We start from the raw sequence: 12,550 nt of genomic DNA, 5'->3' as shown, positions 1-12,550 counted from the left end.
CCGCGGCGGCCCCGCCTTTTCCGGGAGCCACCGCATGTCCACCCCCGCCGCCCTCCCCGTCACCTGGGCGCCCCGCCGCAACCGCGCCGTGCTGCTCACGCTGTGCGGCGTGATGGTGCTGCTGTTCACCGTGCTCGCCGTGGCGCTGCCGGAGAACTGGCAGCTCAGGGACCGGGTGATGATGGTGATCAGCGGGCTGCTGTTCGCCGCGGTCGGCCTGATGCTGGCCCGCCCCAAGGTGGTCGCCGACGCCGACGGACTGACCGTGGTCAACTTCGTCCGCAGCCGCCGGCTGGCCTGGGCCGAGGTGGTCCGGGTCAACCTCAAGCAGGGCGACCCGTGGGTGATGCTCGACCTCGCCGACGGCACCGCGCTGGCCGCCGTCGGCATCCAGCCCGCCGGCGGTCGCGAGCAGGCCGTCACCGCGGCCCGCACGCTCCGCGACCTGGTCGAGGAACGCGGCGCCACCGGGCGCTGAGCGCGCTCCGCCCCGTTCGGGACGGCCGGGTCGAACAGGCCCCGGGAAAGCGTTCGGGTATCGTCTACGCTGGTAAAACCGCGGCAAAGCCCACCAGTGTCCGGCTTTCCGCGCCGACCCGCGACCTGAGGAGTGACACCTCCCCTCGATGGACGATCCGTCCGGTAGTACCCGCGCCGCCATGCCCATCCCGAGCCAGGGAAGGCGGGCGGCCCGATGACCACCGCCTGGCTCATGCTGTTCGCGGCCTTCCTGCTCATCCTCGCCAACGGCCTCTTCGTGGCCGCCGAGTTCGCGTTCGTGACCGCCGACCGCGGCGCCGTGGAACGCGCGGCGGCCGCCGGCGACCGCCGCGCGAAGAGCCTCTCCAAGGCCCTGCACAAGCTGTCCTTCCAGCTCTCCGGCGCCCAGCTCGGCATCACCATCACCTCCCTGGTGGTCGGCATGCTCGCCGAGCCGGCGCTGTCCACGCTGCTCTCGCCGGTGTTCACCGGCCTCGGCCTGCCCGACTCGGCGGCCCGCGGCACCGCACTGATCGTCGGCCTGGTGCTGGCGACCGTGCTGCAGATGGTGATCGGCGAACTCGTCCCGAAGAACTGGGCGATCTCCCACCCCATGCAGGTCGCCCACGCCGTGGTCGGCCCGCAGCGGGTGTTCTCCGCGGCCTGCCGCCCGCTGATCGCGTTCCTGAACGGCTCCGCCGACCGGATCGTCCGGGCCTTCGGCGTGGAACCGCAGGAGGAGCTCGGCCACGCCCGCACCGCCGACGAACTGGTCGCCCTCGCCCGGCACTCCTTCCAGGCCGGCGCGATGGACGAGGAGTCGACCGTGCTGTTCGTCCGCACCCTGGGCCTGCGCGAGCTGACCGCCGAATCCGTGATGACCCCGCGGATCGACGTCGCCGCGCTCCAGCAGGACGCCACCGCGAGCGACGTGCTCAACCTCACCCGGGCCACCGGCCTCAGCCGCTTCCCGGTGTACAGCGACAGCCTCGACGAGGTCACCGGCACCGTCACGCTCAAGGACGCGCTCGCCGTCCCCGCCGACCGGCGCGACCACACCAAGGTCCGCCACCTGGCGTCGCCGCCGCTGCTGGTCCCCGAGACGCTGCCCGTCGAGCGGCTGCTCGACCTGCTGCGCCGCCGCGAACCGATGGCCGTGGTGGTCGACGAGTACGGCGGCACCGCCGGCGTCGCCACCATCGAGGACATCGTCGAGGAGGTCGTCGGCGAGGTCCAGGACGAGCACGACCCCGCCGACACCCCCGACCTGCGCCCGCTCGCCCCGCGCGACGGACTGCCGGTCTGGGACGCCGACGGCCGGGCCCGGCTCGACCAGCTCGCCAAGATCGGCCTGAACGCCCCCGACGGCCCGTACGAGACCCTCGGCGGGCTCCTCTCCGACCTGCTCGGCAAGCTCCCCGCGGTCGGCGAGAGCGCCGAACTGCCCGGCTGGGAGATGACCGTGACCGCCGTCGACCGCCACCGCACCAGCCGGGTCGAGGTGCGCCGCACCCGCCCCGAGCACGACCATGACGACGACCAGGACGGTCACCGATGAGCGCCCTGCAACTCGCCTTCTCGCTGCTCCTGCTGCTCGGCAACGCGTTCTTCGTCGGTGCCGAGTTCGCCGTCATCTCGGTGCGCCGCAGCCAGATCGAACCGCTCGCCGAGGCCGGCGACAAGCGCGCCCGCACCGTGCTGCACGCGCTGTCCAACGTCTCCGCGATGCTGGCCGCGGCCCAACTCGGCATCACCGTCTGCTCGCTGCTGCTCGGTGCGCTCGCCGAGCCGACCATCGCGCACCTGCTGGAGCCGGCCTTCCACGCGCTCGGCGTGCCCGCCTCGGCGATGCACCTGCTCAGCTACGCGATCGCGCTGAGCCTGGTGGTCTTCCTGCACATGGTGATCGGCGAGATGGTGCCGAAGAACCTGGCGCTGGCCGGACCGGAGAAGGCCGCGCTCTGGCTCGGCCCGCCGCTGGACCGGCTCGCCCGCTGGCTGGCCCCGGTGATCGCCTTCCTGAACGCCTTCGCCAACGGCGTGCTGCGGCTGTTCCGGGTCGAGCCCAAGGACGAGGTCAACTCGGTGTTCACCAGCGAGCAGCTGCTGCACCTGCTGGCCGACTCCGGCGAGGCCGGCCTGCTGGACGACACCCGCCGCGAACGGCTGGAGGACGCCCTGGAGATGGGCAGCCGCCCGGTCACCGAGGTGATGCTGCCCGCCGACCAGCTGGTCACCGTCGACCGCGCGGTCACCGGCGAGCAGATCCAGCAGCTCGCGGTGCGCACCGGCTTCTCGCGCTTCCCGGTCGCCGACGAGCAGGGCGCCGTCCTCGGCTACCTGCACGTGAAGGACTCGCTGGAGGTCGACGACCTCACCGCGCCCGTCCCGGACCGGCTGTGGCGGCCGATCACCGTGCTGCGCTCCGGCCTGCCGCTGGACGACGCGCTGGCCGCGATGCGCCGCGCCGCCGCCCACCTGGCGGCCGTGGTCGACGCGGACGGCCGCCAGCTCGGCCTGGTCGCCCTGGAGGACGTCCTGGAGGAACTGGTCGGCGAGGTCCACGACCCCGACCACCGCCCGCCGGCCGCCACCGCCCGCTGACCGACCCCCGGCCCCGCCGCAGCCACTGCGGCGGGGCCGACGCGTGTCACCGGGTCGGCCGGAGCGGCGGGCGGGTGCGGGGGAGCAGCGCCAGGCCGAACAGGCTTCGTGCCGGCGGGCCCGCCCCGTGGTCGTCGTGCCGGACGCACCGCAGGACGCCCCCGGCGGGGACCGGCGGCGCCCACCACGCCTCCCGGACCGGGCCGGCCGCCAGGCAGGCGACGGCGAGCGCGCCCGGCAGGCCGCAGACCGCCACCGAGCCGCCGCCGCGGGTGGACCGGCCGGCCGGGCCGACGGCCTGCGCCAGGACGCCGGGGACCAGGAAGGCCGCCAGGGTGCGCCACCGTCCGAGCACCGGCTCGGCGACCGCGCCGACCACCGGCAGCGCCGGCAGGTCGACGGCGATCTGCGTCGCGCCGGAGGACTGCACCGGCAGCGCCGTCCCGGCCCGCCTGCACTGACCGTCCGTCAGCGCGCCGGGCCGGCGGCCCGGTCCGTCGATCACGCCCGGCGTCGCGTACTGCACCACGGCCGCCACCGCCGGCAGGGCGAACGGTGCGAGCGTCACCCACGGCTGCCGCCCGGTCAGCGCGGCGGCCGGTTCGGGCGGGCCGGCGTCCGGGCCGCCGGGGCGGCCAGGGCCAGGTGCGCAGCCCGGCGCCGACCACCGGCGCGGCACCCGCGTACAGCCCGACCCCGTGCGGGGCGGCGCCGCAGCCCGGTCGTTCACGGATCCGCCATGGCAACTGTCACACCGCGGTCGGCAGTTCCACCGGGTAGGGCTCGGCGAAGTCGGCGGAGCGGCTGACCTGTTCCCAGGCGCCTGCCTCGGCGAGTTGGCGGCGGGAGTAGTCGAGCGCCATGGTCACGGCGTTGACGCCGAGCAGCAGGTGGCTCGGGACGTCGCCGCGCTTCACCGTGCGGACGATGATCCCGGCGGCTCGCGCGGGGTCGCCCGCGGCGCCGGACTCGCCCTGGCGGACCCGCCGGTTCATCGCGCCGACCGTCGCGTCGTACGCCTCCGGGACGGGGTGGGCGGTCATCGAGGAGCCGGCCCAGTCGGTGGCGAAGCCGCTCGGCTCGACCACCAGGTACCGGATCCCGAACGGCGCGGTCTCGGCGGCCAGTACGCGCGTGAAGCCGTCGACCGCGAACTTGGCGGCCTGGTAGGAGGCGATGCCGGGGGAGCCGCCGACCCGTCCGCCGACCGAGGAGAACTGCACGACGGTGCCCGACCCCTGGCGGCGCAGTGCGGGCAGCGCCGCCTTGGTGACGTGGTAGACGCCCCAGAAGTTGGTCTCGAACTGGGCGCGGACGTCGGCGTCGTCGGCGGTCTCCACCGGCGCGACGTTGGCGTAGCCGGCGTTGTTGACCAGGACGTCGATGCGGCCGAAGTGGGCGACGGCGGCGTCGATCGCGGTCCGCGCGGCCGCCGGGTCGGTGACGTCCAGCGGGAGGGTGAGGACGCGGTCGCCGTGCTCGGCGAGTTCCTTCGCGAGCGGCTCGGGGCGGCGGGCGGTGGCGACGACGAGGTCGCCGGCGTCGAGGGCGGCGGTGACCAGGGCGCGGCCGAAGCCGCGGGACGAACCGGTGATGAACCAGACCTGCTGCTGGGTGGTGCGCGCTTCTTCGCTCATGCACTTAGTACAACACCGTTCTCTTAATAGCGCAACGCCGTTGTGTTAGCGGCTTCTATGATGGGCCCATGACTGAGCCAGCCTTCCGACGGGCCCGCAGTGCCGAGGCCAAGCAGGCGCGCGAGGGCGCGATCCTGGACGCGGCCCGGACGCTCGGCGAGGGGCGCGGCATCCGCGACGTCACCCTCACCGACATCGCCGCCGAGGTCGGCATGCACAAGTCCGCGCTGCTGCGGTACTTCGAGACCAGGGAGCAGATCTTCCTCGAACTCACCGCCCAGGGCTGGCGCGAGTGGTCCGCCGCCCTGCGCGCCGAGCTCGCGGCCCGCACCGCCGCCACCCCCGCGGAGGTCGCCGGGCTGCTGGCCGCGACGCTGTCGGCCCGCCCGATGTTCTGCGACCTGCTCGCCCAGGCCCCGCTCAACCTGGAACGCAACGTCTCGCTGGAGGCGGTGCGCACCTTCAAGCTCGTCACCCTGGACGAAGTCGCCCTGATCGGCGCCGAGTTGCACCGCCTGCTCGGCCTGACGGAGCAGCAGGTGCTCGACCTGGCCGCCACCGCCACCGGCATGGCCGGCGCCCTCTGGCAGATCGCGACTCCCGGCCCCGCCATCCGCGCCCTCTACACCTCCGACCCCCGCCTCGGCCACGCCGTCGTCGAGGTCGAGCCCCGCCTCCGCCGCGTCCTCACCGCCTTCCTCCTCGGCCTCGAAGCGGACGCCCCGACCCCCTGACGGCGGTCAACGGGGCGGCCTTCGCCGCTGCGGGCACCGGCCCTCCTCCTGCGAGTTGACGTCTCGTCAGGCCCGGCCGTCCGCACGGAGGAGATCGTTCTCGTCCGGCGTGCGGACCCGGGCTCGTCCGCCCGGCGGACGGCGGGAGGGGACGCGGACGGAAGGATGAAGGACGTCGGGCGAACGTCCGAAGTCCTCTTGGGTGATGGAGAGTTGACGATGCGAAAGGTCAACCGTGCGGCCGCCGCCGTGGGCGTGGCGACCGTGGCGCTGGTGGCCGGAACCGTCGGGGCGGCGGGCAGCGCGGTCGCCGCGCCGGCCGCCGGGCGGCACCTGAGCGTGCACAGCTGGACCCTGCTCAACCAGAGCGGCCCCGGCCCCAATCCCGGGCAGCGGTTCACCGCGCAGGTGGAGGCCCGCACCGAGAACGGCCGCACCGGCGGCCACGCCGTCGTCCAGCACGTCTTCGACGGCGAGGGCACCGTCCGGGTGGAGTTCGACGTGGACTGCCTGGTCATGGACGGGGGTGCGGTGACCGTCACCGGTCCGGTCGCCGCTGCCGTCGTCACTCGCGCCGACGGCAGCGCGCCGACCACCGGCCCGGCCGGGTGGCACCCCGAGACCGGGCTCACCTTCTACCCGGCCGATGCGCAGGGCCAGTTGCGGGTGGGCTGGGCCGGGGCCGACCTGCTGCACCCCGAGAACCCGCCGCGCGGCACCAAGTGCACCCCCGTCCCGGCCTCGGCCTGGGTGATCGGGGGCCGCACCGTCGTGCACGGCTGACGGTCCGCCGGGGGAGCGCCGGGCGGCGGAGGGCGCCGGTCAGGCCACGGTCACCGTGACCGAGGTGAAGCCCAGCGAGCCGAGCAGGCCGGTCAGCATCGCCTTGGTGTTGTTCTCGGCGGTGGTGGTCAACTCGGTGTCCTTCGCCGCCTGCTGGATCTTGTCGACGGCCAGCAGTTCCACCTTGTGCTGGTCCTCGCCGGAGTCGGAGGAGAAGAAGTCCCCGATCCGGTCGAACAGGCCGCGCTCCTGCGAGAACAGGTAGGAGCGCTTCACGTCCAGCGCGGCGTCGGCGAGTTGGGCGTGCGGGATGACGATGCTCGCGGTGCGCCGGTCCTCGGAGACCTTCACCGCGTCCGGCCCGAGCCGGCTCAGGTCCACGTACGCGCCGACGCTGCCCGCGCCGACGTACAGCGAGCGGGTGCCGAGCAGCGCCGACGGCAGGAACTTCGCCTCCTGCGCGAGGTCCACCACGACCTGGAAGTTGCCGGTCGCCGCGGTGTAACGGCTCATGTTCTGCACGGACTTGAGGACCACCGGCTGGCTGCGGTCGACCGTCCGCTCCTCGAACGGGTCGACCACGCCCGGCAGCCAGCCGAGCTTCGCCGCCCCGAGGAACACGGCCGCGATCACGGCCAGGGTGATCGGCAGGGACAGGTACCAGGGCACACGACGCACGGCCGCTCCTCCTCGCGGGGACGGGTCCTCCACCCGACCCTCGCGCGGCACGCTATCGCCCGTCACTGACGTCCGTCGATCAGTTCGCCGTACGCCTGGAGCAGATCCGGCAGCCGCAGGGTGGCCAGGTCCTCCCGGGAGGGCACGCCGCGCTGCCCGGACAGCCTCAAGTCCCGGTAGGCGCACGACTTCTCGTACAGGGTGCGGACGAAGCGGCCGTTGCCGAGCTGGTCGATCCAGCCCTCGGCGACCACGTGCCCGCAGATCGACGCCAGCTCCTCGGCCGCGTCCACGTCCCAGCCGTCGCCGTCCGCCTCCGCCAACTGGACGCCGATGTCGGCGAGTTCCGCCGGGCGGTAGGACGGGAAGTCGACCCGGGTGGTGAACCGGGAGTTCAGGCCCGGATTGGTCGCCAGCAGCCGGTTCATGCCCTCCGGGTAGCCGGCCAGGATCACCACCAGCCGGTCCCGGTTGTCCTCGGCGCGCTTCAGCAGCACCTGGAGCGCCTCGTCGCCGTACGCATCGCCCTTGCTGTAACCGGAGTTGGCCAGCGAGTAGGCCTCGTCGATGAACAGCACGCCGTCCAGCGCCGAGTCGATCAGCTCGTTCGCCTTCACCGCGGTCTGGCCGAGGAACTCGCCCACCAGGTCTGCTCGCTGGGCCTCCACCAGGTGGTCGCCGGAGAGCAGGCCCAGCGCGTGGAACACCCGGCCGAGGATCCGCGCCACCGTGGTCTTGCCGGTGCCCGACGGGCCGGAGAACACGAAGTGTCGTTTCGGCGGCTGCACCGGCAGCCCCCGGTCCGCGCGCAGCCGGGCCATCCTCAACTGCGCCGACAGCGCCCGGACCTGACGCTTCACCGGGTCCAGGCCGACCATCGCCTCCAGCTCCGCCAGCGCCTGGTCCAGCTCCAGCCGGGCGGCCGGCGCCGGGTTCGGCCCGGTCGGCGGAATCGCCGCCGCCGCCGGCCAGTTGCCCAGCCGCAGGGGTAACGGCGAGACGCCGGACGCCCGTTCGGCCAGCTGCCCGCCGCGCGGCTCCCCGCCCGGCGGCTGCGCCCGCTCCGGCTCCGGCGCCCCGTCCTCCACCAGGTCGACCGCCGTCTCCACCGCGGCGCCCCGGTACTCCCCGTACGACTCGCCGTAGCCGGTGCCGTCCAGCAGCCCGTCCTCGGCGGAGATCGCCGCCAGCCGCTGCTCGGTGTCCATGAACGCCGGATCCGCCCGGTGCACCGCCCGGTACAGCGGCAGCGCCGCCGCCGTCCGCCCCGCGCCCTCGTACGCCCGGCCCAGCCAGTACCGCAGCTCCTTGCGCTGCGGCTGCTCGGAGCGGCAGCGGGCCAGCGAGGCCGCCAGCGGGCGCTGCGCCTGCGCGCACATGTCGAGCCGGACCCGGGCCATGCCCGCGAACAGGCCCGCCTCGATGCCCAGCACCGGATCGTCCAACAGCCGGTCGGTGTCCCGGATCAGCTGCTCCCAGTCCTTCAACAGGTAGGAGCGGCAGGCGTGCAGGAAACGCACCGCGGGCTCCTGCTCCGGCGCCGGGCAGGCCGCCAACGCCTGGTCCAGCTCGCTGAGATGACGGCCGTCCAGCCAGTGCGAGGCGTGCGCCAGGGCCAGGTCCTGCGCGCTCTCCAGCACCGGCTGCACCCACCAGCCCAGCCAGTACCAGGAACTGAGCGGACGGCGGTGCCGCTCGCGCTGCTCGCCGAACCGCTCCCGGTGCCGGTGCATCGCCAGCAGCGCGCCGGCCGTGTCGCTGCGCAGCGCGTGCAGGCCCAGCCAGGCGTCGGCCATGCCGGGGTCGACGCGCACCGCGTCCCGGAACTCCTCCTCGGCGCGGGCGTACGAGCCGGCCGTGTAGGCGTCCATGGCACGCGACCAGGCGCGGTCGGCCTCCGGATCCGGCCCCGCCGCGGCGGACCCCTTGCCGCCGGAACTCTCCACCGTCACTGACGCCCCCCGCCAGACCTCGGGGCGCTGATACGCGCCTGCGGGCATGGTACCGGCGCAGAGCTGATCCGTAAGGGTGCCGCGCGGGTCAAATGGCGCGAGACGATCGGGTGTTGGGGTGCTGAACGGACCCCGCCGGGAAGGGGAACGGCGCCTCCGGCTCACGGGGGAACAAGCCGGAGACGCCGTGTCTGTGGTTGCGGATTCAACTGATTTCCGCGACAGGCTGAACTTAGATCCTGACGACGTCGCAGGTCAAGACCGGTTCAAACGGCTCACTCAGGGTGTCCCCGGCGATCCGCCCGGTGATCCCGTCGACCCGCAGCGAGGCGTGCGGACGGCTCGGATCGGCCGCGAAGTGCGCCCGCTCCGCCGCCGCCCAACCCGCCCAGAACTCGGCCAGTTCCGGACCGTCCCGCAGCTCCCCGCGGGCCCGCGCCGCCGCCGCGTCCAGCTCCATCCACAGCAGCGCCGCGAGCGCCGGACGCACCGCCCGCCGGCCCGCGCCCACCCCCTCCAGCAGCACCACCGGCGCCGGCGGCACCTGCCGGACGCCGCGGAACTCCCGCGCCGTCCAGTCGTACACGCCGTGCCGGGCCGGCTCGCCGCGGGACAGCGGCGCCAGCACCTGCTCGCGCAGCCGGCCCACCCAGCCGAACGGCTCCTGATGGGTCGCCAGATCGTCCAGGTGCACCACCGGGGCTCCGCCCAGTTCCGCCGCCAGCCGCCCCGCGAACGTGGTCTTGCCGGACCCGGCGTGCCCGTCCACTGCGACCAGCCGCACCGGGCCCAGGGAAGGCGGCAGCGCGAGCAGGCCCGCGGACAGCGCGGACAGGTCGGGGAAGGCAGCGGTCATCCGGCCAGCCTACGTGGACCGGGCGGAGCACCCGGAGGGCACCGGAACGCGGCGCCCTCGACAGGACGTGCGGCTCAGGCCGCCCGGCGGTCGCGCTGCGCGGGCAGCAGTGCCCGCACCGCGCGGTGGGCGCCCGCGTGCGAGAACGGCTGGGTGCGCCAGTCCAGCGCCGTCGGCAGCGCCACCAGGTTGTCCAGGCCGTCCTGCTCCGGCTGCTCCACGCACTCCGGCAGGTCGGCGGTCGGCGCGCCGGTGCCCCGGCAGATCGCGGACTGGAAGGGGTTCCACGCGGACGGCAGCACCGCGTGCTGCGGCAGCCGCTCCTCGTCCCCGATCAGCGCGATCGGGCGGTCACAGGCCGGGCAGTGCACCCGGACGATCTCCCAACTGTCGGCCGCGCCCGGGTCCGTCCCCAGGGACGGCTCGAGCGCGCCGGGTTCGTCCTCGACGTCGGGACGCTGGTCGGTGGAAGGCATCTGATCCCCCTCGGATCGGGCCGGAGTCACTCGTTGTCCGGGCCACCAGCAGCACTTCCCCCTGACGACACGTCATAACCCTGCACTCGGGCGCACGGTGATGCACCGCGTGTGTTCCTCGCCACATTCCATTGGCATGTGCCCCCCGGATGCGCCCCCAGTGAGCTGTCTGCACAGCCCCGCCGTCATCGAGTAGGTTGACGACTTGTGGAGGAACTCGACCAGCGCATCGTCCAGCTGCTGCTGCAGGACGGACGGATGAGCTACACCGACCTGGGCAAGGCCACCGGCCTGTCCACCTCGGCCGTGCACCAGCGGGTGCGGCGGCTCGAACAGCGCGGCGTCATCCGCGGCTACACCGCCATCGTCGACCCGGAGGCGGTCGACCTGGCGCTCACCGCGTTCATCTCCGTCAAGCCGTTCGACCCCAGCGCGCCCGACGACACCCCCGAACGCCTGGTCGCCCTCCCCGAGATCGAGGCCTGCCACAGCGTCGCCGGCGACGAGAACTACATCCTCAAGGTCCGCGTCCCCGGCCCCGGCGACCTGGAGGACCTGCTCGCCCGGATCCGCTCCGCGGCCGGCGTCTCCACCCGCACCACCGTCGTCCTCTCCACCCCGTACGAGGCCCGCCCCCCGAAGCTCTGACCCCGGTGTTCGTGGTGCGAGACTGGACGCCATGACCGAACGCACCGACCGGACCGTCCTGCTGCGCGGCGGCAACGTCTACAGCCCCGCCGACCCCTTCGCCACCGCCATGCTGGTCGAGGGCGAACACATCGCCTGGGTCGGCAGCGACGGAGCCGCCGAGGCCTACGCCGACGTCGCCGACGAGATCGTCGAACTGGACGGCGCCCTGGTCACCCCCGCGTTCGTCGACGCCCACGTGCACGCCACCTCCACCGGCCTCGCCCTCACCGGCCTCGACCTCACCGACAGCGCCTCGCTCGCCGACGCGCTCGCCGCCGTCACCGCCTTCACCGCCGCCGGCCCGACCGAGGGCATCCTGCTCGGCCACGGCTGGGACCAGACCCGCTGGCCCGAGCACCGCGCCCCCTCGCTCGCCGAACTCGACGCCGCCGCCGGCGGGGCCGCCCTCTACCTCTCCCGCACCGACGTCCACTCCGGCCTCGCCACCAGCGCCCTGCGCGCCCTCGTCCCGGCGCTCGCCGACCGCGCCGGTTACTCCGCCGACGGCCCGCTCACCCAGGACGCCCACCACGCCGTCCGCCGCGCCGCGCTCGCCCACCTCACCCCCGCCCAGCGACGCGACGCCCAGCACGCCACCCTGCGCCGGGCCGCCGAACTCGGCATCGGCGCGCTGCACGAGTGCGCCGGCCCCGACATCTCCTCCGCCGAGGACCTCGCCGCGCTGCTCGCCCTCGCCGCCGAGACCGAAGGCCCCGAGGTCTTCGGCTACTGGGGCGAACTCGGCGCGCAGGGCGTGGAGACCGCGAAGCGCCTCGGCGCGGTCGGCGCCGGCGGCGACCTGTTCGTCGACGGCGCGCTCGGCTCGCACACCGCCTGCCTGCACGACCCCTACGCCGACACCGACCACACCGGCGTCGCCTACCTGACGGCCGATCAGATCGCCGAGCACGTCGTCGCCTGCACCGAGGCCGGCCTGCAGGCCGGGTTCCACGCCATCGGCGACGCCGCGATCGGCGCCGTCCTGGACGGCGTCCGCGCCGCCGCCGACAAGCTCGGCGCCGAACCCGTCAAGGCGATGCGGCACCGCGTCGAGCACGCCGAGGCCCTCACCCCCGAGACCATCGCCGCGTTCGCCGAACTCGGCCTGACCGCCTCCGTGCAGCCCGCCTTCGACGCCGCCTGGGCGGACCCGACGGCATGTACGTCGAACGCCTCGGTGCCGAACGCGCCGCGCAGCTCAACCCGTTCGCCGCGATGCTGCGGGCCGGCGTCCCGCTGGCCTTCGGCTCCGACGCGCCCGTCACCCCGCTCGACCCGTGGGGCGCCGTCCGCGCCGCCGCCTTCCACCGCACCCCCGAGCACCGCATCTCGGTCCGCGCCGCGTTCACCGCCCACACCCGCGGCGGCCACCGCGCCCTCGGCCACGACCAGGACGGCGTCCTGGTGCCCGGCGCGGTCGCCTCCTACGCGATCTGGGCCACCACCGACCTGGTCGTCCAGGCCCCCGACACCCGCATCGCCGACTGGTCCACCGACCCCCGCTCCGGCACCCCCGGCCTGCCCGACCTCACCCCCGGCGAACCCCTCCCCACCTGCCTGCGCACCGTGGTCCGCGGCCGGACCGTCCACACCCACCGGGACCCGGCGGACCGCCCCGGCGAGTGAGGTACCTTTCGGGGGACGTCGTACGAGGTAGAGA

At 74.4% G+C, this 12,550-nt stretch carries 12 protein-coding genes and 1 pseudogene; 7 read left to right on the top strand and 6 right to left on the bottom strand.

The features are described from left to right. Positions 1-34: 34 nt before the first annotated feature. The 3 genes from KCH_RS05475 (at position 35) to KCH_RS05465 (ending at position 3,084) form a co-directional block, all read left to right on the top strand. Positions 35-478 carry a PH domain-containing protein gene (locus KCH_RS05475; protein ID WP_035859606.1) on the top strand — a complete coding sequence of 148 codons (444 nt, stop codon included), beginning with the start codon at positions 35-37 and terminating at the stop codon, positions 476-478. A 216-nt stretch (positions 479-694) separates the two neighbouring features. Continuing rightward, on the top strand, positions 695-2,038 hold the full coding sequence (locus KCH_RS05470; protein WP_035859602.1) for a hemolysin family protein: 1,344 nt from the start codon (positions 695-697) through the stop codon (positions 2,036-2,038). Further along, positions 2,035-3,084: a hemolysin family protein gene (locus tag KCH_RS05465; protein WP_035859598.1), complete on the top strand. Its 1,050-nt coding sequence runs from the start codon at positions 2,035-2,037 to the stop codon at positions 3,082-3,084. Before KCH_RS05470 ends, KCH_RS05465 begins: the two co-directional genes overlap by 4 nt. A 46-nt stretch (positions 3,085-3,130) precedes the next feature. Here KCH_RS05465 and KCH_RS36860 read toward each other — a convergent pair whose 3' ends face one another. Continuing rightward, positions 3,131-3,652, bottom strand: coding sequence for a hypothetical protein (locus tag KCH_RS36860; protein WP_051652769.1), 522 nt, complete (start codon positions 3,650-3,652; stop codon positions 3,131-3,133). 181 nt (positions 3,653-3,833) lie between these two features. Further along, positions 3,834-4,721, bottom strand: coding sequence for an SDR family NAD(P)-dependent oxidoreductase (locus KCH_RS05455; RefSeq protein WP_035859596.1), 888 nt, complete (start codon positions 4,719-4,721; stop codon positions 3,834-3,836). Between the two features lie 68 nt (positions 4,722-4,789). Between KCH_RS05455 and KCH_RS05450 the strand changes: the two genes are divergently transcribed. Continuing rightward, positions 4,790-5,455, top strand: a complete 666-nt coding sequence (locus KCH_RS05450; RefSeq protein WP_035859595.1) for a TetR/AcrR family transcriptional regulator — start codon at positions 4,790-4,792, stop codon at positions 5,453-5,455. 219 nt (positions 5,456-5,674) lie between these two features. Further along, a complete protein-coding gene (locus KCH_RS05445) occupies positions 5,675-6,238 on the top strand; it encodes a hypothetical protein (RefSeq protein ID WP_035859592.1) in 564 nt (187 codons plus the stop codon). 39 nt (positions 6,239-6,277) lie between these two features. Here the strand turns inward: KCH_RS05445 and KCH_RS05440 are convergent, their stop codons facing one another. The 4 genes from KCH_RS05440 to KCH_RS05425 all read right to left on the bottom strand — a co-directional run bounded on the left by KCH_RS05440 (position 6,278) and on the right by KCH_RS05425 (position 10,200). Further along, positions 6,278-6,916, bottom strand: a complete 639-nt coding sequence (locus tag KCH_RS05440; protein ID WP_244305178.1) for a DUF4230 domain-containing protein — start codon at positions 6,914-6,916, stop codon at positions 6,278-6,280. A 62-nt stretch (positions 6,917-6,978) separates the two neighbouring features. Then, complete coding sequence (locus KCH_RS05435; protein ID WP_244305616.1) at positions 6,979-8,787, bottom strand: AAA family ATPase; 1,809 nt, start codon at positions 8,785-8,787, stop codon at positions 6,979-6,981. A gap of 313 nt (positions 8,788-9,100) precedes the next feature. Beyond that, positions 9,101-9,724 (bottom strand): uridine kinase family protein, encoded by a 624-nt coding sequence (locus KCH_RS05430; protein ID WP_035859586.1) that lies wholly within the window; start codon positions 9,722-9,724, stop codon positions 9,101-9,103. A 74-nt stretch (positions 9,725-9,798) separates the two neighbouring features. Beyond that, complete coding sequence (locus KCH_RS05425) at positions 9,799-10,200, bottom strand: hypothetical protein (protein ID WP_035859584.1); 402 nt, start codon at positions 10,198-10,200, stop codon at positions 9,799-9,801. A gap of 207 nt (positions 10,201-10,407) precedes the next feature. On the opposite strand from KCH_RS05425, the gene KCH_RS05420 reads away from it, so the two are divergent. After that, complete coding sequence (locus KCH_RS05420; protein ID WP_035859581.1) at positions 10,408-10,848, top strand: Lrp/AsnC family transcriptional regulator; 441 nt, start codon at positions 10,408-10,410, stop codon at positions 10,846-10,848. Between the two features lie 31 nt (positions 10,849-10,879). Then, positions 10,880-12,516, top strand: a pseudogene (locus KCH_RS05415) (amidohydrolase). Positions 12,517-12,550: the final 34 nt, after the last annotated feature.

The sequence above is a fragment of the Kitasatospora cheerisanensis KCTC 2395 genome (assembly GCF_000696185.1).
Classification (GTDB): domain Bacteria; phylum Actinomycetota; class Actinomycetes; order Streptomycetales; family Streptomycetaceae; genus Kitasatospora; species Kitasatospora cheerisanensis.
This window is presented reverse-complemented; position numbering and strand designations above follow the sequence as displayed.

Excerpts from the sequence above, each read along its gene's own strand:
- KCH_RS05475 (WP_035859606.1), top strand. The coding sequence starts at position 35 with ATGTCCACCCCCGCCGCCCTCCCCGTCACCTGGGCGCCCCGCCGCAAC.
- KCH_RS05470 (WP_035859602.1), top strand. The coding sequence starts at position 695 with ATGACCACCGCCTGGCTCATGCTGTTCGCGGCCTTCCTGCTCATCCTC.
- KCH_RS05465 (WP_035859598.1), top strand. The coding sequence starts at position 2,035 with ATGAGCGCCCTGCAACTCGCCTTCTCGCTGCTCCTGCTGCTCGGCAAC.
- KCH_RS05455 (WP_035859596.1), bottom strand. The coding sequence starts at position 4,721 with ATGAGCGAAGAAGCGCGCACCACCCAGCAGCAGGTCTGGTTCATCACC.
- KCH_RS05450 (WP_035859595.1), top strand. The coding sequence starts at position 4,790 with ATGACTGAGCCAGCCTTCCGACGGGCCCGCAGTGCCGAGGCCAAGCAG.
- KCH_RS05445 (WP_035859592.1), top strand. The coding sequence starts at position 5,675 with ATGCGAAAGGTCAACCGTGCGGCCGCCGCCGTGGGCGTGGCGACCGTG.
- KCH_RS05435 (WP_244305616.1), bottom strand. The coding sequence starts at position 8,787 with ATGGACGCCTACACGGCCGGCTCGTACGCCCGCGCCGAGGAGGAGTTC.
- KCH_RS05430 (WP_035859586.1), bottom strand. The coding sequence starts at position 9,724 with ATGACCGCTGCCTTCCCCGACCTGTCCGCGCTGTCCGCGGGCCTGCTC.
- KCH_RS05425 (WP_035859584.1), bottom strand. The coding sequence starts at position 10,200 with ATGCCTTCCACCGACCAGCGTCCCGACGTCGAGGACGAACCCGGCGCG.